The 22,830-nt window shown below is 63.1% G+C and carries 21 protein-coding genes; 7 read left to right on the forward strand and 14 right to left on the reverse strand.

Translation table 11 applies throughout. From position 1 onward, the window contains the following. Positions 1 to 3: 3 nt before the first annotated feature. From ACNAOU_RS03310 to ACNAOU_RS03320, 3 genes are all read right to left on the reverse strand, one after another. Entirely contained in the window at positions 4 to 1,332 is a 1,329-nt protein-coding gene (locus tag ACNAOU_RS03310) for an ABC transporter substrate-binding protein (RefSeq protein ID WP_018778042.1), read from the reverse strand. A gap of 109 nt (positions 1,333 to 1,441) precedes the next feature. Beyond that, a complete protein-coding gene (locus tag ACNAOU_RS03315) occupies positions 1,442 to 2,254 on the reverse strand; it encodes a hypothetical protein (protein WP_422758000.1) in 813 nt (270 codons plus the stop codon). Then, complete coding sequence (locus ACNAOU_RS03320) at positions 2,251 to 3,342, reverse strand: Gfo/Idh/MocA family protein (protein WP_422758002.1); 1,092 nt, start codon at positions 3,340 to 3,342, stop codon at positions 2,251 to 2,253. Before ACNAOU_RS03320 ends, ACNAOU_RS03315 begins: the two co-directional genes overlap by 4 nt. 201 nt (positions 3,343 to 3,543) lie before the next feature. Here ACNAOU_RS03320 and ACNAOU_RS03325 point away from each other — a divergent pair, with 201 nt between their 5' ends. After that, positions 3,544 to 4,761, forward strand: coding sequence for an ROK family transcriptional regulator (locus ACNAOU_RS03325; RefSeq protein ID WP_018778039.1), 1,218 nt, complete (start codon positions 3,544 to 3,546; stop codon positions 4,759 to 4,761). A gap of 85 nt (positions 4,762 to 4,846) precedes the next feature. Beyond that, positions 4,847 to 6,040 (forward strand): CynX/NimT family MFS transporter, encoded by a 1,194-nt coding sequence (locus ACNAOU_RS03330; RefSeq protein ID WP_422758003.1) that lies wholly within the window; start codon positions 4,847 to 4,849, stop codon positions 6,038 to 6,040. Between the two features lie 232 nt (positions 6,041 to 6,272). Here the strand turns inward: ACNAOU_RS03330 and aceB are convergent, their stop codons facing one another. Together aceB and aceA are read right to left on the reverse strand one after the other, a co-directional pair. Then, entirely contained in the window at positions 6,273 to 7,925 is a 1,653-nt protein-coding gene (aceB, locus tag ACNAOU_RS03335) for a malate synthase A (protein WP_189076177.1), read from the reverse strand. 251 nt (positions 7,926 to 8,176) lie between these two features. Beyond that, the gene (gene aceA / locus ACNAOU_RS03340; protein ID WP_018778036.1) at positions 8,177 to 9,493 is read right to left on the reverse strand and encodes an isocitrate lyase; all 1,317 of its coding nucleotides are present in this window, start codon (positions 9,491 to 9,493) and stop codon (positions 8,177 to 8,179) included. 143 nt (positions 9,494 to 9,636) lie between these two features. On the opposite strand from aceA, the gene ACNAOU_RS03345 reads away from it, so the two are divergent. After that, on the forward strand, positions 9,637 to 11,151 hold the full coding sequence (locus tag ACNAOU_RS03345) for a helix-turn-helix domain-containing protein (protein ID WP_422758004.1): 1,515 nt from the start codon (positions 9,637 to 9,639) through the stop codon (positions 11,149 to 11,151). A gap of 77 nt (positions 11,152 to 11,228) precedes the next feature. On the opposite strand, the gene ACNAOU_RS03350 is transcribed toward ACNAOU_RS03345, so the two are convergent. After that, on the reverse strand, positions 11,229 to 11,510 hold the full coding sequence (locus ACNAOU_RS03350) for a hypothetical protein (RefSeq protein WP_422758005.1): 282 nt from the start codon (positions 11,508 to 11,510) through the stop codon (positions 11,229 to 11,231). Between the two features lie 227 nt (positions 11,511 to 11,737). Here ACNAOU_RS03350 and ACNAOU_RS03355 point away from each other — a divergent pair, with 227 nt between their 5' ends. Both ACNAOU_RS03355 and ACNAOU_RS03360 read left to right on the forward strand, forming a co-directional pair. After that, positions 11,738 to 12,292, forward strand: coding sequence for a hypothetical protein (locus tag ACNAOU_RS03355; RefSeq protein WP_422758006.1), 555 nt, complete (start codon positions 11,738 to 11,740; stop codon positions 12,290 to 12,292). Between the two features lie 429 nt (positions 12,293 to 12,721). Further along, positions 12,722 to 13,063, forward strand: coding sequence for a hypothetical protein (locus tag ACNAOU_RS03360; protein WP_422758008.1), 342 nt, complete (start codon positions 12,722 to 12,724; stop codon positions 13,061 to 13,063). A 271-nt stretch (positions 13,064 to 13,334) separates the two neighbouring features. On the opposite strand, the gene ACNAOU_RS03365 is transcribed toward ACNAOU_RS03360, so the two are convergent. After that, on the reverse strand, positions 13,335 to 14,108 hold the full coding sequence (locus ACNAOU_RS03365; protein ID WP_422758010.1) for an SAM-dependent methyltransferase: 774 nt from the start codon (positions 14,106 to 14,108) through the stop codon (positions 13,335 to 13,337). A 167-nt stretch (positions 14,109 to 14,275) separates the two neighbouring features. Here ACNAOU_RS03365 and ACNAOU_RS03370 point away from each other — a divergent pair, with 167 nt between their 5' ends. Continuing rightward, positions 14,276 to 14,524 carry a hypothetical protein gene (locus ACNAOU_RS03370; protein ID WP_055976917.1) on the forward strand — a complete coding sequence of 83 codons (249 nt, stop codon included), beginning with the start codon at positions 14,276 to 14,278 and terminating at the stop codon, positions 14,522 to 14,524. A 10-nt stretch (positions 14,525 to 14,534) separates the two neighbouring features. Here ACNAOU_RS03370 and ACNAOU_RS03375 read toward each other — a convergent pair whose 3' ends face one another. Beyond that, on the reverse strand, positions 14,535 to 15,149 hold the full coding sequence (locus tag ACNAOU_RS03375; RefSeq protein ID WP_422758011.1) for a TetR/AcrR family transcriptional regulator: 615 nt from the start codon (positions 15,147 to 15,149) through the stop codon (positions 14,535 to 14,537). Between the two features lie 302 nt (positions 15,150 to 15,451). Here ACNAOU_RS03375 and ACNAOU_RS03380 point away from each other — a divergent pair, with 302 nt between their 5' ends. Continuing rightward, positions 15,452 to 16,381, forward strand: coding sequence for a cytochrome b/b6 domain-containing protein (locus ACNAOU_RS03380; RefSeq protein WP_055976913.1), 930 nt, complete (start codon positions 15,452 to 15,454; stop codon positions 16,379 to 16,381). Positions 16,382 to 16,488: 107 nt separating this feature from the next. Here ACNAOU_RS03380 and ACNAOU_RS03385 read toward each other — a convergent pair whose 3' ends face one another. From ACNAOU_RS03385 to ACNAOU_RS03410, 6 genes are all read right to left on the reverse strand, one after another. After that, positions 16,489 to 17,325, reverse strand: coding sequence for a hydroxymethylpyrimidine/phosphomethylpyrimidine kinase (locus ACNAOU_RS03385; RefSeq protein WP_018778029.1), 837 nt, complete (start codon positions 17,323 to 17,325; stop codon positions 16,489 to 16,491). A gap of 43 nt (positions 17,326 to 17,368) precedes the next feature. Then, positions 17,369 to 18,310, reverse strand: a complete 942-nt coding sequence (locus ACNAOU_RS03390) for a TAXI family TRAP transporter solute-binding subunit (RefSeq protein WP_422758012.1) — start codon at positions 18,308 to 18,310, stop codon at positions 17,369 to 17,371. A 28-nt stretch (positions 18,311 to 18,338) separates the two neighbouring features. Beyond that, a complete protein-coding gene (locus ACNAOU_RS03395; RefSeq protein ID WP_422758013.1) occupies positions 18,339 to 19,754 on the reverse strand; it encodes a sensor histidine kinase in 1,416 nt (471 codons plus the stop codon). Next, positions 19,751 to 20,413, reverse strand: coding sequence for a response regulator transcription factor (locus ACNAOU_RS03400; protein WP_018778026.1), 663 nt, complete (start codon positions 20,411 to 20,413; stop codon positions 19,751 to 19,753). Before ACNAOU_RS03400 ends, ACNAOU_RS03395 begins: the two co-directional genes overlap by 4 nt. 158 nt (positions 20,414 to 20,571) lie before the next feature. Continuing rightward, positions 20,572 to 21,969, reverse strand: coding sequence for an MFS transporter (locus tag ACNAOU_RS03405; protein WP_018778025.1), 1,398 nt, complete (start codon positions 21,967 to 21,969; stop codon positions 20,572 to 20,574). A gap of 320 nt (positions 21,970 to 22,289) precedes the next feature. Then, the gene (locus ACNAOU_RS03410) at positions 22,290 to 22,757 is read right to left on the reverse strand and encodes a hypothetical protein (RefSeq protein ID WP_189076167.1); all 468 of its coding nucleotides are present in this window, start codon (positions 22,755 to 22,757) and stop codon (positions 22,290 to 22,292) included. Positions 22,758 to 22,830 lie beyond the last annotated feature (73 nt).

Here is a 22,830-nt window from a genome sequence, read left to right on the forward strand (position 1 = left end):
GTTCTACTTCTTCAAGACCGATTCGAGGCCGGACTGGAAGGCCTGCAGGGCGCTCTTGGCATCAGCTGCCTGGCCGGTAAGGATCGACTGGCTGAACTGGTTCAGCGCCTGGCCGCCGTCAAGGGCTGCGAGGTTTGCGTTGAGCGTGCTGCCCTGGGCTGCGAAGGTCTTGGCGATCGGCTGCCAGTCCTTGACGATCTTGACGTTGTTGGGGTCGTCGGCAAACTCGGGCAGCTCGGTGATCGACTTGAAGACGGGCAGTGCGGACATGAGCTTCTGCTTCCACAGTTCCTTGAGCTGGCCCAGGTAGTACACAAGGAACTCTTCTGAGGCTTCCTGCGACGGGGTGTTCTTGTACATCATGATGTTGTTCGGGAACACGATGGTTGCCTTGTCACCGTGCGGACCGGTGATGGGGTCGGCCACCAGCAGGTCTCCGGAGGTGTCGCCGACGCGTTGCGGCACGTTGACCTGGAACAGGCCGAAGCCGGCCTTGCCGTCCTTCCACTGTGCTGACATGTTGTCCGTTGTGTAGCTGACGGCTGCGGGATCCACGATGCCGTTGGAGACAAGCTCGCGGACGAATTCGATGGCTTCCACGTTGCGGTCGTTCAGGAGGTCCAGCTCGCCGTCCTTGTTCCAGACACCGCCGCCGTTGTTGACCATCATCATGATCATCGAGTGGTTGCCGTAGTTGTTGCCCGAACCGGCGCCCGTGGCGAAGCCGAACGCGCCAACCTTCTTCAGCGCCTTGCCGGCTTCAAGCAGGGACGGCCAGTCGGTGGGCAGCGACACGCCCGCCTTCTCGAACAGGGACTTCCGGTACCAGAACACGCGCATGTCCAACTGCCACGGCACGGCGACGTATCCTTTGTCGGACTTGAACGGGTCCAGCACGCCGGGCAGGAAGTCATCGAACTGACCGTTGGACTTCAGCTTTTCAATGACTTTGTCGGCGTACGCGATCTGGCCCTGCTGCTCGAACTGGAAGGCCTGGAAGCCGCCGCCGGTGGAAACGGCCGGGCCGGTCTTGGAAGCGATGGCCGAGGAGAACGTCTGGTAGAAGTTGTTCCACTGGATGATCTGGTAGTTGGCCTTGGCGTTGTTCGCGCCGGAGAAGCCTTCTGCGATCTTCTTAGCGGATTCGTTGTAGGCGGGGGTGGCCCACGGCATGTCCCAGAACTTGACCGTTCCACCGGCGCCGCCACCTCCGCCCTGGGTAGCCGAGCCTCCGCCGCAGGCTGCCAGCAGCGGCACGGAAGCGGCAGCCGCGGACAGGCCGAGGAAATTGCGGCGGGAGAAGGACCGGGTGGCTGCGGACTGAACATTCATAGTGATTCCTTTCGGGACCGGCGACGCTGTGCGTTGGTTTGCCGGTCCAGCTCAACTTTGAGTAGGGCAACGGATACTGAATGGCTGGTGGAACGGAGGTGCTGGTGTTTCAGGTGAGGGTTGCGATGGATTCCGAAACCGCAGCGAACTGCTGCAGATCCGAGGGGAGGGTGCCGGCGTCGAGGTGTTCCTTGAGCCGGCGCCAGGTGGCGCGGTGAGCAGATTCGTAGATCGTGGGAAGAAGCAGTTCACCGTGTGGACCGGTGACTTTCACGGTGGCCGGCCAGGCAGCCACCGGATCCGGCAGCGAAACGGCGGCGCCGCCGTCGTCTGTCAGCATGGTGATGGTGACGCTTGCGGGCCGGGCGTTGGAAAGGATGCCCTGCAGGGCCACCGGTGCGCCGTTGGCGAGTACCGCCGTCGCGGTGTAGCCGTGCGGCCTGCGGTCCAGGAGCCTGAGGTTTCCCAGCGGTCCGGTGAGACGCACGACGGCGGCAAGTTGGTCCGCGAGCAACGCGCCGCTGTCGGTTCCCACCGGAGCGGTGGCGACGACGTCGAGGACTACGGCGCGGCCGGCCATGGACCGGACTGCGTCCTCGGCTGCCGCGGTGGCCGGGTTGGACGCCCAACGTTGGTCGAGGACCACGGCCGAATTGTGCCGTGCTGCCGTCTCTGTGAGCTCGTTGACGTTTTCGGGTGAAGGGTTGACCACCACGATGCCGCGGGCTCCCGCACTGATGGCTTCCACGGCGTGCCGGGTCCAGCCGGGCTGTCCGGCGATGACCTGGACGTCGGCGCTGTTCTCATCCATGGCCGGGCCGAACGATTCGGGCAGGGAAGCCACTGCCAAGGCAACGGCGCCTGCTTTCTGCGCCTCGGGTGTGGCCTGGACTGTGTAGTGCTCGAAGGCGGCGGCGCTCATGCGTGGACTCCTTCGGAGACTGCGGGCTGTACTGCCGTCCGGCGATCAAGGGTGGCCACCGTGGCCTCGGCGATGTCCAACGCGAACGTGAGGTCGTCAATCAGGGTTTGGGCAGACGGCGGCTGCTTGGTGCCGGCGGCGAGGGCCGCGAGTTCGCGCCACTCTCCTTCGTAGCCGTTGTGCTCAAAGGGGCCAAGGATGGTTTTCTGCGACCCGCGGGAGAACGTTGCCACCGCTGAGCCGGCCTGGACGTACGACGGGGTGAAGTCGATGCGGAGGGACTCGTCGTCGGACAGGGCTTCGAAGCTCCATTCGGGCTTCCAGGTGTTGTTCATGGCTGCGCGGAGCTCAATGGTCCGGGTGGGGGTCCGGAGGGAGATGACGTAGCCGAACGGGCGGACATGGCGTGCTTCAAGCACTTCGATGTCCTTGAAGTCCGGCGTGAACCTGCGGATCAAGGGGAGGTCGTGGATGGCGAGCCCCATGACCCCGCCGCGGAGTGCGCCTTTGATGACCTCGGGGTCCGAGTAGTCGGGGGCACCGCCGGCGGGACGGGTGATGATCTCCGTGGCAAAGTCCTCAAACCGTGAGTTGGGCGGGAGGACGATGGAGGAACGGATCGTGTGTGCCTTCTCCGGAAGTTCGCCCCAGTTGTTCCGGGCGGCGAGCCAGCCGGGATCGAAGGTGTGCATGGCGCCCACGATGATCGGTACTCCGGTTTCCGCGCTGACCGCCGAAATGCGGGCAGCTTCTTCGGCGTTCATGGCGAAGGGCTTCTCGCAAAGGACAGCCTTCTTGCCGGCGCGGCATGCGGCGATGACTTGCTCAGCGTGGAATTGGTGCGGGCTGCAGATGGCCACGATGTCCACGTCCGGGTCACCCAGAAGGGCGTCGATGCTGGTGCTGTGGGTGGCGCCAACTCGGGCGGCAACGGACTCAGCCACCTTGGGGTCGACATCCATGATGTGGCGGACAGCCAGGATGTGGTCCAAACGCGCCAAGGATGGCAGGTGGATGGCCTGGGTGACCGGGCCGGCGCCGAGGATGCCAACACCCAGGATTCGGGTGGCGTCTGTAGGGCTGGACAAGTTCAGTTACCTCTTCGTAAGCGGACTGGCGCATGAGCGGAACGGGAGGGATCGATGCTGTGGATCCCTGACATCGAGCGTCGTGATGTGCTGCTCATCACAACCTAGGGGGACTTTTGTCGATCGTCAAGCAAAAGTTGAAATATGGCCGACAAACTTTCATTGCATGACATGCATAAGCAATCGTGCTTCACTAAATGCATGACTCCAGCACCCGGAAACGACGCCGGAAACACCATGGTCTTAGAGGCCGGCAACCTGTCGCGCGCTGGCGATCTCTTCCAACTTCTCCGCGACGGCCAAGCCCGGACACGCGCCGAACTTGCCCTCACCACCGGACTTGCCCGCTCAACCGTGGCTTCCCGCATCGACGCCCTGATCAACTCCGGGCTGGTCGGCCCGGCCGGTGAGGCAAGCTCCAGCGGCGGCAGGCCGCCGTCGCGCTTTGCCTTCAACCCGGCCGCGCGCGTCGTGCTGGCGGTCGACGTCGGAGCGACCCACGTGATTGTTGCCGTCACCGACCTCGGGGGCAGCATCCTGGCGGAGCGCCGGCTGGGACAGGAAGTCGCCGACGGTCCCGAGGTAGTGCTGGGCCGCGTGGTTTCAGCAGGCCGGGAGCTGCTTGCCGAAGCCGGGCGGGAACCGGGCGACCTCGCCGGGATAGGCATCGGCCTCCCCGGGCCCGTGGAGCATGACACCGGACGGCCCGTGAAGCCGCCGATCATGCCGGGCTGGGACGGATTCGACGTCGTCACTTACGTTCAGCGCTCGCTGCCTGTTCCCGTACTGGTGGACAACGACGTCAACATCATGGCCCTGGGGGAGCGGACCGCCTACTGGCCCGACCACGACAATTTCCTGTTCATCAAGGTGGCCACCGGCATCGGTGCGGGCATCATCAGCAGTGGTGAGCTGCAGCGGGGCGCCAACGGCACCGCCGGCGACCTCGGCCACGTCCGGGTGCCACGTGGCGACGACGTCCTCTGCCGCTGCGGCAACTACGGGTGCCTTGAAGCGCTCGCCTCCGGTCCCGCCGTCGCGCATCAACTGCAAACGCAGGGGCTGGAAGCCACCAACGGCGCCGATGTCCTACGGCTCGTGGGCGAGGGAAACCTCCAGGCTATCCAGGCGCTGCGACAGGCCGGACGTGATGTCGGAGATGTCCTGGCAACCGTGGTCAACCTGCTCAACCCCTCCATGATCATCATTGGCGGCAGCGTGGGAGAGGCCGGCGAACACCTGGTGGCCGGAATCCGCGAAGTGGTCTACCGGCGGTCGTTGCCGTTGGCCACCACGCATCTTCGGATCGGCATTTCCATGGCCGGAGACCGCTCCGCGATCCTGGGTGCCAGCCAGATGGTGACCCAGTACGTTCTCTCGCCTGCGGTGATTGAGGCCACACTCCAAGCGACGGGCTAGGCCTTCATGGATGCCGTGGGGCGGCCGGGGGCGTGATAGCAATGAAACTGATGAAAACGCTTCCTGTCCCTTTCCGGTCCGCACCATGAGCCAGTTCCTCGCCAAAGTTCCCCGAGGCTGGCTGATCCTCGCCTGCATAGGGCTGATTGCCTTGAACATGCGCGGACCGTTCGTCGCCGTGGCGCCCGTAGTGGATCTGCTCCGACAGGACCTTGGCTTCTCCCCGGTTGAACTCGGACTGCTGACAGGCATCCCCGTGCTCTGCTTCTCCCTGGCTTCGCCGTTGGCTTCGTTGGCCGGACGCCGACTGGGCGCCGAATTCGCCGTCATGCTCACGTTGCTCGGCGTGCTGGCCGGTGTGGTGATCCGTTCCAGCGGCGGTGGCGCCCTGGTCATGGCCGGCACAGTGGTCATTGGCGTGGCCATCACCATCGGCAACATCGCCGTGCCGCTGATCATCCGCCGCGACTTCGCTCCCCGCCGGCAAGCGACAGCGATGGGCGTCTACACCGCGGCCCTGAACATCGGTTCGTTCCTCACCTCCGTAGCCACGGCTCCGCTGGCCGAGCTGGGGGGGTGGCGGCTTTCCTTGGCTGCCAGCGCGCTGCTGGCCTTGGCGGCAATCCTGTTCTGGGTGCCCACAGTGGGTACGCGCCGGGCCTTTGTCCCAGCCGCGGTTGAGGCTGCCGTCCCTTCAGGTTCGGGACCCGTTGCGGGGGTGGGCTGGTTGACCGTCGGCCTGACGCTCGGCTTCGCCGGCCAGGCGTTCTCCTACTACGGCGTCACCGCGTGGCTGCCAAGCTTCCTGTCCGACGAACTCGCCATGGGCACGGCCGAGGCCGGCGCGGGCTCCTCGCTCTTCCAGATCTTCGCGATTGTGGGCGGCCTGGGCGTTCCGCTCCTGGCCCGTTTCACCAGTACGACGACGGTAGCGGTCACCTTGAGTGCGATGTGGCTGACCGTTCCCGTTGGCTTGTTGCTGGCATCGGGCTTCTGGTGGTTGTGGTCCTCGCTGGGAGGCGTTGCCCAAGGTGGTGGAATCACGGTGATTTTCATTGCGATCATCAAGTTCGCCCGCTCGCAGGCCGCCGCAGGGAAGATGTCCGCCGTGGTCCAGGGTGTTGGCTACTGTTTTGCTGCCCTGGCGCCCACCGTTGTCGGATACGTGCACAGTGTTACCGACGGCTGGACGGGTCCGCTCTTCGTGATCCTCGGCTCGGTGCTCGCGTTCTGCGTGTGCACGACGTTGTCCGTGCGCTGGGTTGCCCGGCAGCGCTAAGGGGCCGGGCCGCTCCGGGCCGCTGGGCCCCTCCAGCGGCTGATTCGGGGGTTCGCTGCACAGGATGCCGTGCGCACGGCATGGTGTGCAGCGAACCATCGAATCCGGAGGGCCTTGAGCATGGAAAAGCCCCGTTGCTGGGCTGCCTCCCCGACCATCGGGGTCACTTGTTGCGAAGAGTGCAGGCAGCCCAGCGTCGGGGCTTGGCGTGTCGACGACCAGTACAGTGCAGCTAGGCGGCGACGAGTTCCTCTTCCGTGGCCTCTTCACGGGCCTCGGTGAGGAAACGGGCGTAGGCGGGGATGGTCAGGAAGGTGGGGAATTCCTCAGCCAGGGTGACTTCCTCGAAGATGGCGCGGGCATCTGCAAAGCGATCCCCATCGAAGCGTTCCAGGCGGGCGAATTCCTCGTCCAACATGTCCTCTACCCATTCACGGCTGATGATGTCGCCCTGGTCAGTGATGGCGTGGGAGTGGATCCACTGCCACAGCTGGGACCGCGAAATTTCGGCGGTGGCGGCGTCCTCCATGAGGTTGTGGATGGCGACAGCGCCGTTGCCCCGCAGCCAGGACTCGATGTAGCGGATGCCTACCTCGATGTTCAGGCGTACCCCGGCCTCCGTGATGGTGCCCTCGGTGGTGGAGATGTCGATCAGCGCACGGTCATCCGGGGTGACGTCCTCGCGGGAACGGTCCAGCTGGTTGGGTCGGTCTCCGAGAACTGAGTCGAACACTTCGCGGCACACCGGCACCAGGTCCGGGTGGGCAACCCAGGAGCCGTCGAAACCGTCGTTGGCTTCACGGGTCTTGTCCGCACGGACCTTCTCGAACGAGGCGGTGTTGGCGGCCTCGTCCTTGCGGTTGGGAACAGCGGCAGCCATGCCACCGATCGCCATGGCACCGCGGCGGTGGCAGGCCCGGACCAGTTGCTCGGTGTAGGCCCGCATGAACGGCTGGGTCATGGTCACTTGGCCGCGGTCCGGGAGCACGAAACGCGGTCCGCGGGTCCGGAAGTTCTTGATCAGGGAGAAAATGTAGTCCCAGCGGCCGGCGTTCAAACCAGCTGCGTGGTCCCGCAGTTCGTAGAGGATCTCTTCCATCTCGAACGCTGCCGTGATGGTCTCGATCAACACCGTGGCGCGGATGGTGCCCTGCGGGATGCCGAGCAGATCCTGGGCCAGGACAAAGATGTCGTTCCACAGCCGTGCCTCGAGGTGGTTCTCGATCTTGGGCAGGTAGAAGTATGGGCCTTTGCCCTGCGCCAGCAAGCGGCGGGCGTTGTGGAAGAAGAACAGTCCGAAGTCCACGATTCCGCCGGCGATGGGTTTGCCGTCAATCAGCATGTGCTTCTCCGGCAGGTGCCAGCCACGGGGACGGACCACGATGGTGGGCAGATCCTCGGCCGCCTTGAGCTTGTATTCCTTGCCCTCGGGAGAGGTGAAATCGATCCGGCGCTCCAACGCGTCGGTCAGGTTCAGCTGGCCCTGGATGACGTTGCGCCACGTCGGCGTGGAGGAGTCCTCCATGTCGGCCAGCCACACCTTCGCACCGGAGTTCAGCGCGTTGATGGTCATCTTCTTGTCCACAGGTCCCGTGATCTCAACACGGCGGTCCTCCAGTCCCGGTGCCGGGGGAGCAACGCGCCAGGACGGGTCGTTCCGGATGGCCTCGGTCTGCGGCAGGAACCGCGGATCCTGACCGGCGGCGATCTGCCCACGGCGGGCATGCCGCGCCTGCATCAGCTCCTGACGACGATCAGCCGTAGCCCGGTGCAGTTGGCCGATGAACTCCAAAGCGTCCGGCGTGAGGACCTCATTCTGCCGGCAAATGGGCTGAGCGGTCAAAGTGATGCCATTGATAGTGAAGTTGTCAGTGAAGCTGTTCATTTCAATCTCTCCTATGAGAAGCAAATGTTCGACGGCGGTGCTTGGGTCGCGTGGGCACTAGGCCAAGGAGCCGGTGCCGCGGCAGCCTGCGTAAAAGGGGCCCTGCATCCCGGTCCGTCCTCGCTCAGCGAGGTCGAAACCGGGACGTGGGGAATAGCAGGCAGAGCGGTACCGGTCCGCAGGCCGGAGGCGACAATCGCCGTCGTGCCTTCCGGTGAGCGCAGCGAACAGCTCACCTTTGGGCGTTTGGTTTAGTGGAACTGGCCTTCTTCGGTGGATCCCACCAGGGCCAAGGTTGATGCGTTCGGGTTGAGCGCGGTTGCGATGTCGTCGAAGTAGCCGGTGCCGACTTCGCGCTGGTGCTTGGTGGCGGTGTAGCCGCGGGACTCGGAGGCGAATTCCTTCTCCTGGAGCTCGACGTAGGCGCTCATGCCTTCACGGGCGTAACCGTGGGCGAGGTCGAACATCGAGTAGTTCAGGGCGTGGAAGCCGGCCAAAGTGATGAACTGGAACGTGAAGCCCATGGCACCGAGTTCGCGCTGGAACTTGGCGATCGTGGTGTCGTCCAGGTGCTTGCGCCAGTTGAAGGACGGGGAGCAGTTGTAGGAGAGCATCTGGTCCGGGAACTCGGCCTTGACCGATTCGGCGAACTTGCGGGCCAGCTCCAGGTCCGGGGTGCCGGTCTCCATCCAGATGAGGTCGGAGTACGGTGCGTAGGCCTTGGCACGGGCGATGCAGGGTTCGATTCCGTTGCGGACCTTGTAGAAGCCCTCAGCGGTACGTTCGCCGGTGATGAATTCCTGGTCGCGCTCGTCAACGTCGGAGGTAATCAGGGTTGCTGCTTCGGCGTCGGTACGGGCGATGACCACCGTCGGGGTACCGGCGACGTCGGCTGCCAGGCGGGCTGCGTTCAGGGTCCGGATGTGCTGCTGGGTGGGGATCAGCACCTTGCCGCCCAGGTGGCCGCACTTCTTTTCCGAAGCGAGCTGGTCTTCCCAGTGAACGCCCGAGGCACCTGCGGTAATCATGGATTTCATGAGCTCGTAGGCGTTCAGCGGGCCACCAAAGCCTGCTTCGGCGTCCGCGACGATCGGGACCAGCCAGTCTTCGACGGTCTTGACGCCTTCGGCATACTCGATCTGGTCCGCACGGAGCAGCGCGTTGTTGATGCGGCGGACAACCTGCGGCACCGAGTTGGCCGGGTACAGGGACTGGTCCGGGTAGGTCTGGCCCGACAGGTTGGCGTCGGCGGCCACCTGCCAGCCGGAGAGGTAGATGGCGCGGAGGCCGGCCTTGACCTGCTGCACAGCCTGGTTACCGGTCAGTGCGCCCAGGGCGTTGGTGTAGCCGCCGGTGGGAGCTTCCTCGGTGAGCTGCTTCCAAAGCTTCTCGGAACCGCGACGGGCCAGGGTGTGCTCTTCGGAGACGCGGCCACGGAGGCGGACAACGTCGGAAGCCGAGTAATCACGGGTGACGCCTTCCCACCGCGGGTTGGCGGACCATTCGAGTTCCAGCGCTGCTGCCTGCTGCTCTGCGGACTGCTCTGCGGGTTCAAATGAAGCGGTCATCTTGATCTCCTCTGTGGTGCCCGGGCCGGCCTCCGCTGCACCTTTGCTGCATCGGCCGGCTTATCCGGGTCTGTATTTCTTTTTCGTAAGACCTACTTTTCTGCACTTCCAAGAGGGTAGCTAGAGGAAAACTATGGAAAGAAATGCACTTCTTCGCGTATTCTCAAGAAATGTCGCCTGTGAGCTGGAATCGCGAAGTCGCGTCGCCGTCGTTGTCCCCTGCGTCCCCCGAACTGGACGTCATCAGCCTTGGCCGCCGCGTGCGCCATCTGCGCAAGCAGGCGGGGCTGACGCTCGATGACCTGAGTGCCGCCGTCGGGACCGCGCTAAGCCAGCTGAGCCTGATCGAAAACGGCAAGCGCGAACCCAAACTGGGGCTGCTTCAGCAGCTCGCTGCGTCCCTCAACGTGAGCATCGACCAACTGCTCGGGGCGGAGCCGCCGAGCCGTCGCGCGGCCCTGGAAATCGAGCTGGAACGGTACCAGCGCGGACCCCTCTACGAGTCGCTGAACCTGCCCAAAATCCGCATCAGCTCGCGGCTTCCGCTGGATGTTCTGGAGTCGCAGGTGGGGCTGCTTCAGGAACTCGAACGCAAACTTAACGAGCAAGTCGCGACGCCGGAAGAGGCCCGCCGCGCGAACGGCGAGTTGCGTGCCATGATGCGTGAGCGCGGTAACTATTTCCCCGAGTATGAAGCCGAGGCACAGAAGGTCCTCAAAGGGGTTGGGTACACCACCGGTCCGCTCAGCCAGCACGTCATTGCTGACATCGCCGAGAACCTTGGTTTCTCCCTCCATCACGTGGGCGATCTGCCGCACTCGACGCGGTCCGTGACGGATTTGAAGAACCGCAGAATTTATCTGACGCAGAACCAGCGCCAGGATCACGACCCCCGCTCAGTACTGCTTCAGGCGCTGGGTCACTATGTCCTGGGGCATGAAACTCCGCGGAATTATGGGGACTTCCTGGCGCAGCGGGTGGCCACCAACTACTTCGCTGCGGCATTGCTGCTGCCGGAGCAGGCCACGGTGGAGTTCCTCCAAAAGGCCAAGGCCGCCAAGGAAATCGCTGTGGAGGACATCCGCGACGCCTTCGCTGTGTCCTACGAGACCGCCGCGCACCGGTTCACGAACCTGGCCACCAAGCACCTGGGCATCACCACGCACTTTCAGAAGACCCACCAGTCGGGCATCATCTACAAGGCCTACGAGAACGATGGCGTGACCTTCCCGCAGGACCACACCGGGGCGATCGAGGGCCAACCGTCGTGCAAAGCGTGGACATCCCGGGCCGTTTTCGATGTGCCGGACAAGTTCAGCGCCTACAGCCAGTACACGGATACGCCGTCGGGCACGTACTGGTGCACGGCCCGGACGGAGCGCTCGGCAGCCGGTGAATTTTCATTGAGCATCGGGGTGCCCTACCAGCACGTGAAGTGGTTCCGCGGCCGGGAGACCACCGCCCGTGCCACATCCAACTGCCCGGACCCGAACTGCTGCAAGCGGCCGCCTGCCTCGCTGGCGAACGAGTGGGCCGGCAACGCATGGCCTTCCGCCCGGGCCCACTCGCACCTGCTTGCCGCCATGCCTCCGGGCGCGTTCCCGGGCGTGGACGAGACCGAGGTCTACTCCTTCCTGGCGGCGCACTCCGAGCGCTGACCCCCACGCTCTATCACGTCCCGCGTGTTTTGGCTGGACGCTCGCTCACGTTCCGGGTGTTTGGGGGTGACGCTTGCTCAGCAGCGTTCGGAATCGGAGAAGAAATCGCGTTCCTGCGGGTTCAGTGCAATATCTTCGCGTCCCTGCAGCTCCTCCGCCCATGCGCAAAGATCATCTGCACTGATCTTCCCGGCCCAGAATTCGTCAAGGGCATGGCCGATATCCTGAGCGAAAGCAGTGGCTAGCTCCTCTTGGGAGGACCATTCAAACGTCAACAATCGAACTGACAACTCGGCTAATGGACGACGCAACTGTATGAGGTCATAGAGCGCTTCGCGTATTTGATCCTGCGACACCACGGAAGTTCCCCCTTCGGTCCACTAACCGCGGAAATCATCCCAACTGGCTGGAAGTCATTCACACTTCTCGGCGTCCGTTAAGGGACCGATGCTTGCGGGAGCATTACTGCCGTGGACATTCCGGAAGTCCGTCGCAGTAATTTCTCGATACATGACGGCACTCGAACCACGACTGGCAGCGTGACGTGTTGAACTGGAACGAGTAACCCTACGGCTAGATTTATTGCGTGAGTTCTCTTGTTGAAGAAGCCCTAGAGGTGCTTTATGCGGCCAAGGTTCCTCTGGCTCCGGGCTTATCGCCATGGCAGCTCGAGGATGTTGAAGAGCAGTTCTCGTTCGAGTTCAGTCCTGATCATGTGCGGTTTTTGAGTCTGGCGATGCCTATAGGCCCTGGCTGGGTTGATTGGCTGGGCGACCCCGTCGGAATTCAGAAGAGGCTCGACTGGCCGCGCGATGGCGTGTTGTTTGACGTTCGGGAGAGTGCTTTCTGGCCTGAGGAATGGGGCGAGCGGCCAACCGAAGTTGAGGAAGCCCTCCCAGCGGCACGTCAGCGATTGCGCACGGTGCCTGTCCTCGTCCCGATCTATTCGCACCGTTTCATGCCCGCAGCTCCTGCACCCGCCGGCAGCCCGGTTTTTTCCGTGTATCAAACTGATGTCATCTACTACGGCAGCGATCTCGCCTCCTACTTTCAAAGAGAGTTCTTCAACACTGCTGACCGAGAATCATCCCCGCATCGCATCGAGTTCTGGTCTGACCTGGCAGAGGGCCGGTGGATCTAAAGGCGTCTGCTAAGGGAAGCGTCGGGTGGGCAAAACTTGATCGCGGACTTCATCGAAGCCTGGAAAAAACTGCACAACGAGGCAGTAGGAAGGTGCACCGTGAAGGATCCCGTAGCGGAGCATGCTACCGAGACCGTCGTTGCGGTGATCCTCCACGACGAAAGCGTTCCCCAGCTGGAGTCAGGCACAACACTCAACGGGGCTCCCGGCGTCCGGTGAAAGATCGTTACCCGGACACATCTACCGGCCGGGATGCGGCCAAGTGACCAAGTTCAACTGGGCGTAGACAAGCTGTGCTGCATTCCGGCTCCCGCCGCGTTACTCTATCGTCAGAGTCTTTTGGCGATACGGGGGCGTCTTATGAATGAAGGCAACACCGCTTTTACAGTTGCCTTTCCCGAGGCTAAAAGAACGAGAACGGCCAGCACCTTGGCCACAGCTTCCTTCCTGGTGTTCTGGATTCTGTGGGGTATCGATTCTTTCGGGGGTTCGGATGTCCCGGACCTTCCGTGGTTCAGCCTAAGGCTCATCTCATTCGCGCTGTTCGTGGCATTTTCCATTTACGGGTGGCGGAAGCAGAAAGAGCTTGCACCCCTCATCAACCAGCGATTCGCCGCAGAGTTTGCCGCGCACACCAAAGAGGACTACCCAAAAGACGTTGACATCTTGAAAGTACAACAGTCTGTGGCTGTTATGAGGGCGGACGGATCAGTGCGCCTCTGGGGCGTGAAGCGTAAGAAGAACGTCTTCAACGTGTTCCCCATGACCTGAATCATTGCACACCCGGAATCTTCACCGGGGCGGGGTGTCGAATTCGGCATGCTATCGCTGGAGGCTCCAGGGATACTTACTCGTGGACTGCATGATCAGGTATCGATACGTTGCGCCCGTAATCGACGGGCATCCAACATGGACTTGGACGCCTGACAGGTCAGCGGCCGCACGGATGAACTCAGACCCTGTTGTCGATGATTGGGCAAGATCCGGTTGATGATCTTCCCGCCACAGAACGCATGGACTTGCTCGTCAGTCTGCTGGACTTCTAACCCCGTAAGCAGAAATACGCCATCCCGAGTACGCCTCGGTAGCCTTCTTCATATGCAGCGCGCTGTTCCTCATGTCTCGCGCGGACGTGCTCTGCCGCGGGGTGGTCGGCATCATGTGCTTCCAGCCAGCGGGTGAACCTGTCGCGATACCCGGCCTCAAAGACGTCCCACTCCTGAACGCTTGCCTGGTCGTGGTCCACTACCTCGAAACCAGCAGCCCTGATCTGATCGCGTAGCGCATGTTCTGTCGGGTACTCGTCATCACGCCCAGCGAGTGGTGCGGTGGCCGCGGGATGAGGTGCTGCTGACCAGATTGCCTCGCCATAGACGAGCCTTCCGCCGGGCAGCACCAAAGCCCGAAGGGCCCGCAGGGCTGCGGCGTAGTCAAGCGGCTGCGCGTCCTCTACCGGCGGTCCCCAGATCTGGCTCGCACCGATGCAGATGACCGCGTCTGCGGGCCGATCCTGGGCTTCCAGCCCGGGCACTGAATCAAAAGTCACTCTCTCAAGCAGTGCACGAGCCAAGGCTTGTTGCCTGGCCCGGTTGATGAACACGGAAGCACTGTCCACTCCGCGTCCACGAGCCTGCGGGGCCGAGTCCAAGACCCGAAGAAGCAGTTCACCCCATCCGCACCCCATGTCCAGAACCTCAGCCGGCGCCGGGTCGGTCAGGAATGCCACAAGGTGTGCAGCACGTTCTTCGGAGAGCGGGGTAAGCCAGGTCAAGGACTCGTACAGGGGCGGCAGTTCAAGCGAAGTACTGTCGGTCACTCAATGATGTTCTCACGACTCATCGAAGCGACTGCTTGTCTACTCGCACTGCACTCCAGTTGGCTGCCGGGTGAGGAATCCATGGAGAAACCTCCCTCTGTCGCTGTACAGCGACATCGACTACCCCCAGAGCAGCTACCCGTGGAGAAGCCGGATAGACTCCACTTATGGCCACTACAAGCGAGTCACTGTTGATGAGGCAAAGCCGCCTGCAGAGAGCACTGGCGCTCGTATTCGGCCTGTCGATGGTGGGTTTGTTGGCCTCGATTTTCCTGACGGGTGGTAGCCCGCTCTTCCCGGGGATGACGGGACCGCTGCTGGTTCTGGTCTTCTTCCTCGCCGCCGCAGGTAGCGTCGTCGGATTGGCCATCACCAGGTCGAGGCGAGCTGCCGAGGAAGCCGTTCACGGCAACTAAGGGCCGAGCCTCAGCGGACCAAGCGGCCCACCAGCTCGGCCGCCGCACCCACAACCTCGTCCGCCTCACGCTTTGAGGCACTCAACGCCACTTCCTGCCCCGAAACAGTCACGATGTCCGTGATCACCGCTACCGTCAATCGACCGAGGGTGTCGTCGCTGGCGCCGAGCAGGACCGAGTTCTGCCGGACCCATTCGCGTCCGCGCTCGCGCCGCAAAACCTCGAAGCCCGGGGGAGTGTCGCCCTCAATGAACACCCTCTCCAGTCCCCGGTGCTTCCAGGTGTAGTCGAAGTAGCTGCGGCTGCCCACGTTGAACAGTGCCAGCGGGTCTGTCTCGCCTGCCTTGCGTGCCTTGGCCACTGCAGAAGCCACCAGTCGCTCATGTTCATTCTGGTAGTCGTTCCACAGGGCAAGGAACAGCTCGGTCTTGCCGCCGAAGTGGTGGTAGAGGCTGCCTACGCTCGATCCTGCGCGGGAAACAATGTCCGAGATGCTGGCATTGGTGAATCCATGTTCCACGAATACCCCGGCCGCCGCGTCCAGCAAGGTGCGCTGCGTAGCCGCCGTCCGGGTCCATTGCCAGGAGCCCGCGTTGCTGGCAACTTCGGAGGTCTTGCGGACCATGGTGGGGCTCCTCCCTCAGTCAGAACGAATACCGGTGTGTCTGCTGCCTATTTTCTGGAATCCTACCCCCGGAATAATCCACATAGCGAACAGCGAACCTTGACGGACCAGTGAGTGAAAGGAAATAATTCTGGAAGTCTGTTCTAGAAATACATATTGCGGCATGTATCCGAATGCTGCGATTTTTGACGTCGGACGCCCCGAAACCCGGGTGCCGTTTTCACCGTCGGGCTGCAACTGGTTGAATCGCTATATAGCGCCAACTGGTCGCAGCCAACCAAGCCAGAGAGGAACGCGGCCTGATGTCCGTTTCAAGCAAGTCGTCCGGGATCACGTCGAACAGGTGGTTCAAGCCCGTCGTCGTCACCGCAGGAGCTTTGGTGGTGGCACTGATCCTCGTGCTCGTTGCGCAATGGCTTCGGACCCTTCAGCCGGTCCAGCAGTTCCTGACGGACTACCCCGGCCATTCTGCAATCCCCGACGGCACGCCCACGGGGTTCCCGGCCTGGCTTGGCTGGCAGCACTTCCTCAATATGTTCTTCATCGTTTTGATCATCCGTTCTGGCTGGCAGGTGCGCACCACCACTCGCCCGCCGGCGTACTGGACCCGGAACAACAAGGGCCTCATCAAGACAAAGAACCCACCCGCCAAAATCAGTTTGGACCTTTGGTTCCACCTGACGCTGGACGCCCTCTGGGTTTTGAACGGCATCATCTTCATCGTGCTCCTCTTCGCCACCGGCCAATGGTTGAGGATTGTTCCCACCAACTGGGACGTCTTCCCGAACGCCGTCTCGGCCGGCCTGCAGTACGCCTCCCTGAACTGGCCGGTGGAAAACGGCTGGAACAACTACAACAGCCTCCAGCTGCTGACGTACTTCATCACCGTGTTTATCGCCGCCCCGCTGGCCATCATTACGGGCATCCGGATGTCTGGGGCATGGCCCAAGAAAGCCGCGATCAACAAGTTCTACCCGATCGAACTGGCCCGCAAGATCCACTTCCCGGTGATGATCTACTTCGTAGCCTTCGTCATCGTCCACGTAACCCTGGTGCTGGCCACCGGTGCGTTGAACAACCTCAACCACATGTACGCCTCGAACAACGATTACAGCTGGTGGGGATTCGCCATCTTCGCAGCATCGATCGTGTTCACGGCGGCCGCTTGGTTCCTTGCCAGGCCACTGTTCCTGCGACCTATTGCCTCGCTCATGGGCAAAGTCTCGCGCTAAGCGCCTGCAAAAGAAGAGCCGCCCCGGAAGGCTTTCCAGGGCGGCTCTTTCGCGCGCAGACGCTTGGCTTTCGTACGCGGGCGCCAGCCTCTCGCACGCAGGAGGCGCTAGCTCAGCGCGCCGCCCTGCCACAGGGCATCAAACGGCGCCCCCGAGGCCACACGGTTCTTGATACCCGCCGTCACGAAAGCCTTGGCCGTACGGGCTGCTTCCACCGGGGTTGCGCCCTTTGCCAACTCCGCGGTCACAGCAGCGGCAAGCGAGCAACCGGCGCCCGACACGGCAACCTCGCCCACCTTCGGAGCCCGCAGGACTTCCAGCGTGTCGCCGTCGTAGTAGACGTCGACGGCGTCCGGGCCTTCCAGCCGCACCCCGCCTTTGGCGAGGACTGCCGCGCCGCTGATTTCGTGGATGCGGATGGCAGCAGCCTTCAGCGACTCTTCGTCCGTGATGGTGAGCCCGGACAGCGACTCGGCTTCAAAATGGTTCGGCGTCACGAAGGTAGCCAGCGGCAGGATTTGTGCCTTCAAAGCCTGGTCGGTGTCCAGCGCGTGGCCCGGTTCCTGGCCCTTGCAGATCAACACCGGATCCAGCACCACGTGCTTGAACGAGCCGTCCGTCAAAGCCTTCTCCACCGTGCTGATGGTTGCCGGGCTTCCAAGCATGCCGATCTTCACGGTATCCAGAACCGACGGTGCGCCGGAAGCGGCGCCGTATGCCGCCGTCGTGGCTTCCAGTTGGTCCGCGATGACCTGCTGGTCCACCGGCACGAAGCGGTGGTTCCAGTTGTCCTGCGGGTTGAAGGAAACGATGCACGTGAGGTTCGCGATGCCGAACACTCCGAGTTCCTGGAAGGTCTTGAGGTCGGCCTGGGCGCCGGCGCCACCGGTCGCTTCGGAGCCGGCGATGGTCAGGGCAATGGCAGGGGCAACGGCAGAAGTCATGACTTCATTTTGGCAGTTGCTCCGGTTTGACTCCTAAACGGGGCTAGCCGTGCAACGCCCGGTAAGCGGCCTCAGCGGCCGGATGCAGCGGCACTCCGGCAGTGTTGATCAGCGTTTCGGGACTGAGGAACTGGACCCCTGCGCTGGACTTAGGAACAAGGTCCTGGGCCTGCTCCACCAGGAGTTCGACGGTCTGCCGGACAACGTGGTCGGCAAGATCGCTCCGGCACAGGAGAAGGTTGGCGACCCCCACCGTCCAGACGGCGGGCGCGTCCCCGTAACTGTTGGCGGGGATGAGGACCCGGTCGTAGAAGAAGCCTGACTGTGCTCGCGTTGCCGGAATCAGTTCGGAGAGATCAAGAAGCCGCACGCGAAGGTCCTGCGCAGCCGCGGCGATCGGCGCCGTCGGGACCCCTCCGGACTGGATCATGACGTCGATCGAACCATCGGCAAGGGCCGCGATCGCCTGGTTCAAGCCAAGGTTGACCTGTTTCAAGGACCGGTCCGGCGTGGCGGACTGCGGTGCCAGCCCCGCTGCGGCGATGATCCTTCCGGCGGTGAGGGTGGTCCCCGAACCGACTTCGCCCACCCCCGCGGTCTTGCCGGCAAGGTCCGATAAGGACCGGATCGAACTGTCCTCCCGCACAATGCAGTGCACGTAGTTCTGATAGACCTTCCCCAAAGCCATCAGGCGTCCTTCGCTGTGGCTGTTCGCGGCGGGTTGGGCTGCCGCATCGGCGAGGGCGACGGCGAAGGTCGCCTCGCCGGACAGCACCCGCTGGATGTTCTCAAGGCTCCCGCCGGTGGTCAGTGCCCGCGCCTTGTCGGCGATCCGTTCCCGTTGCAGCAGGTCCGCAAGGAGGGTGGCGAACTCAAGGTAGAAGCCGCCCGATTCGCCACCGGCCACCGTGAGTTCCTGCGGCCGTTCCTCCGCGGAGCAGCCAACCGTTGACGCCAGCAGGCCGAACGACACAGCTGCCCTCATGGCATTCCTTCGCGTCACTGTGCGGCTTTCAGGCATCGGAACCGCCCTGCGGGTGCACAAACTCGAGGCGCGCCGTCAGCCCGTGCGGCACGCGGGGTTCCAGCACCAACCTTGCTCCGTTCGCTTCGGCCAACCGTTCCACAATGGTCATGCCCAGGCCATTGCCCGGGATCTTGCTGTGCTGCGGCGCCCGCCAGAACCGGGTGGTTGACGCGGCGAGCTGATCAGCGGGGAGGCCGGGACCGTCGTCGGAAACCACGACGGCGGTGCCACCCGGGGTGGGTTCGGTCGCCACCGTGATGTGGGAACCTGGGGCGTATTTGACGGCATTGGCCAGAAGCTCGCCCACCATATGCGCGAGTTCTTCCGGATTGCAGGCGATGGTGATCGGCCGGCCCGGCTCGAGAAGCGTGATCGTGGCACCTGCCTGAAGGGCAGAGGGCGTGGCCCGTTCCGCCTCACCTTGCAGGACAGGAAACGGGTCGATGACCGTCAGGCGCTGGTGTCCCGTTCCCTGGTCCGCGCGGGCAGCCCCGGCAGAGGCGCGATGTTCCGCGGTGGCCAGCTTCAGCACGCCGTCGAGCATTTCCTCCACGCGCTCAAGTTCAGCAACGACGCCCGAAGCGGCGGCCTTTTCCGGTTCCGATCGCAAGGCGAGCTGCAGCAGATCGATCCGCAACCGCAACGCCCCCACCGGATTGCGGAGCTGGTGCGAGGTGTCGGCGATGAGTCGCCGTTGCGATTCCATGCTCTCGCTCACGGCCTGGGCCATGGTGGTGAAGGAGCGGCTGAGCTCGCGCAGCTCAGGCGGCCCGGCTTCAGGCAGTTGGGTGGTCGCGCCGGTGGTTTCGAGCTCGTGGACGGCCTTGCTAAGGCGCTGGACCGGGCGCAAAACCCAGCCGGTGATACGGGCAGCGGCCAGCAGGAGCAGCGCGCCAAGCGCCACGGCGGCAACGACGACGACGAGCCACCGCTCCCGTAGCTTCTGCCGGGCGGCGTCGAGGTTTACCTCCATGACAACTTCACCGAGAACCTGGCTTGCCGTGCCGAAGGACCTTGAGATGATCTCGTTGCCCGTCCCGAAGGCGCGGATTGGACTGAGCGTTGTGTCGCTCAGGTTCAGGCTTGCCCTGCCGAGCGCGTCCATGACCTCCGGTTGATCGTCGCGAAGGCCGCCGGAATGGATGCTCTGGCCTTGCATATGGATCAGGATTCCTTCGCCGTAAAGCTCGGCGTAGCGGTCCATTTCACGCTGCAGCTGAGTGGTGTTGTTGTCCTCCAGGGCGTCACTGGCCAGCTGGGCGAAGCGGTTGAGGGCAGCGACCCTGTTGATCTGCAGCTCCTGCGTGAGCTCCCGGCTGGCCGACGTCAGGATCACGCTGGACACCGTCACCACAATCACCACCGCCAGCAGGCTGAGGATGCCCAGGACCCGGAGTTTCACGGCTGCTCGACGCGGTAGCCGACGCCCCGGACATTGATGATGAAGCCGGGCAGCTGGAGCTTGGACCTGAGACCGGTCAGGTGCACATCCAACGACCGGGAGTGCGCAAGAAACGCGTCGCCCCAGAGCGCGTCCAGGATTTGTTCCCGGGTGACCACCGAGCCCGCATGCCTGACCAGCAGGCCCAGGAGGTCGAACTCCGTGGCGGTGAGGGCCAGTTGCTTGCCGCCGACCGATGCCACACGGCGGTCGAGGTCCACCTCCAGCTCACCGAGGGCGATAGTGTGTGGTGCTGCCTGGCCGCCGCGGTTGGTCCGGCGCGTCACCGCCTCGATCCTGGCCAGCAATTCCACGAGTTTCACGGGCTTCACCAGATAATCGTCGGCGCCCGAGCGAAGGCCAAGGACCACGCTCCGCTCGTCATCGCGGGCCGTCAGGATCAGGATGGGGATCTGCGTGACCTGGCGGAGTTTCCTGAGGACGTCCAGGCCATCAAGGTCCGGCAAGCCCAGATCGAGCAGGATGACCTCGTGCTGACGGTGGGCCAGGAGCGCGTCCTCGCCGCGGGAAACCCGGGTGTGCTTGTGCCCGGCAGAGGCGACGGCGGCGCTCAAGGCTGAGGCCATGGCGTCGTCATCCTCGACGATGAGCACATGCACGGTGTAGTCCTTCGGGGATCGCTGGTGGGTTCGCTGGTGGGGTTTCGCTGGTCGGGTTCGCTGGTTGGGTTCGCTACTAGAGCTTAACGTTGTGAGGCCCGCTCTGCGCCCTTCGGAGTATCCAAAGAGTGCAGAACGGGCCCCAAGAGGCAGCCAAGTCAGGCGTTGACGCGATCCTTCTTGTCGCCGTCGTCGTCTGCAGTGGCCCGGGCCTTGAACGCGTGGCCCTGCTCCGCATCCAAGTGCGTCGGCTTCTTGTTCTTCAGCGCGAAGATGTACACCAGCAGCGAGATGAAGATGGCCGCCGTGACGTAGGTGAAGAACAGGTCCACCTGGTCCGACTTCTGCAAAGCTGCACCAATCAGCGGAACCGTACCGCCGAACAGCGAGTTGGCGATCGCGTAGCCGAGGCCCACACCGAGCGCACGGATGGATGCCGGGAAGAGTTCGGCCTTCACCAAGGCATTGATGGACGTGTAGCCGCCCACCATCAACAGGCCGCCGAACATCAGCAGGAATGCCACGAACGGATCCTTGGTCCCGGCCAGCGCCGAGAGCAAAGGCCACGTGAACAGAACACCCGTCACACCGAACCAGATCAGCAGCGGCTTCCGGCCGATCTTGTCCGAAAGCATGCCGTAGACGGGCTGGAGCAGCATGAAGATGAACAGCGCCCAGAAGTTGATCACGGAGGTGTCCGTCTTGGCTATACCGGACGTATCGTTCATGAACTTCAGGATGAAGTTGGTGTACGTGTAGAAGGCAACGGTGCCGCCGAGTGTGATGCCGATGCAGATCAGCAGCGGCTTCCAGTGCTTGGTGAACAGGAGCTTCATGGTTCCCGGCTGGGCTTCGCCTTCAACCTTGACGTGCGCAGCTCGCAGCTGATCGGCAGAGAGTGTCTCCTCCATGGAGCGTCGCAGCCAGAGCACCACCAGTGCGGCCACGCCGCCGATCGCGAACGGAATCCTCCAACCCCACGCGGTCAGGTCTTCCTTGCTCATGGTGTTCTGCAGGATCACGAGCACCAGGAGTGCCAGCATCTGGCCGCCAATCAGCGTCACGTACTGGAAGCTGGAGAAGAAGCCGCGGCGTTTGGCCGTAGCAGCCTCGGACATGTAGGTGGCGCTGGTTCCGTACTCGCCGCCCACCGAGAAGCCTTGGACCATGCGGATGAAGACCAGGAGGATCATGGCCCATAGACCGATGACGTCCTGGGTCGGCATGATCGCAATGGCGAACGAGCCGGCGGACATCATGGTCACACTGAGAGTAAGCGCGGCTTTACGGCCCTTGCGGTCGGCGTAGCGACCAAAGAACCAGCTACCGATCGGGCGCATGAGGAACGACGTCGAGAACACGGCCATCGCTTCAAGGCCGGCTTGGAGATCGTCCGAGGAGTTGAAGAAGTGCGACTGGAAATACGCCGCAAAAGCGGTGTAGACGTATACGTCGAACCACTCCACGAGGTTGCCCGCGGAGCCTTTGAGGATGTTGCTCACTGCCTTGCGTGTCTGGGCGGCTTCGCTCAGAGGTGCAGCTTGTTGGGTGCTCATCAATGAACCTTCCTGGCGGCTGCGCATGCGGCAGCCGTGTCTTGCATGAGTTCGTTCTGTCCATGAAGCTCGTGCTCATGGCGTCCTTGCGCATGGCTCTTCGTCGACTAAGAAAGGCCCTCTTGGGGTGAAGAGGACGTATTCCAAACTATGGGTGATGCACGGCACAACCAACGTGGGAGGGGATTTCCTAACACTTCCTTAGGTTTCGGGGTGAGGTGGAGGGGGCCCCGTTCCGGGTACAACCGACGCTTGCTCACATCCCTAGGGTTTGGTGGGGACGCTTGCTCACATCCCGGGGGTTTGGTGGGGACGCTCGCTCACATCCATCCGTCCATGATCGGGAGGGGCCTATTGATGCGAACGAGCTTCCAGATTGCGAGCCGTCCGAAGCCAGCTGCAATAGCTATGGACATTGAAAAGAAGATCGCGCCGTTCGGGGAGAGCCCGCCGAATGGCGCGCAGACGAGCAACGGGGCGAGGAAAAAGACCGCCACGTGGATCCATTGGTTGGTGATGCGTCGCAGGACGAGGCCGAGCAGAGATCCGGCCGTAACACCGATAGCCCACACTGGAATCAGGCTGTATATGAAGAAGACGAGGGCCCAGCCCCCCGGTGACTGGACTGCAAGCAACAGGCAGAAAGTCAGATGCGCCACCGCGACGCCGACAGCGAGGCCTCCGCCTCCGATCACTACCCGGTCTTTCGATCCGTACCGCCAGCTATTCCGCGACCCAGGCGCCACCAGTCCGTACTCGGACTCGTCCGCCCAACTGTCATCGTTCATAGTTGCTCCCGGTTTGTGAGTGAGGGTTGGGCGGATGGGGCGGTTTGGTGAGTGAGGGTTGGGCGGATGGGGT

The sequence above is a fragment of the Paenarthrobacter sp. C1 genome (assembly GCF_049315185.1).
GTDB lineage: Bacteria > Actinomycetota > Actinomycetes > Actinomycetales > Micrococcaceae > Arthrobacter > Arthrobacter nicotinovorans.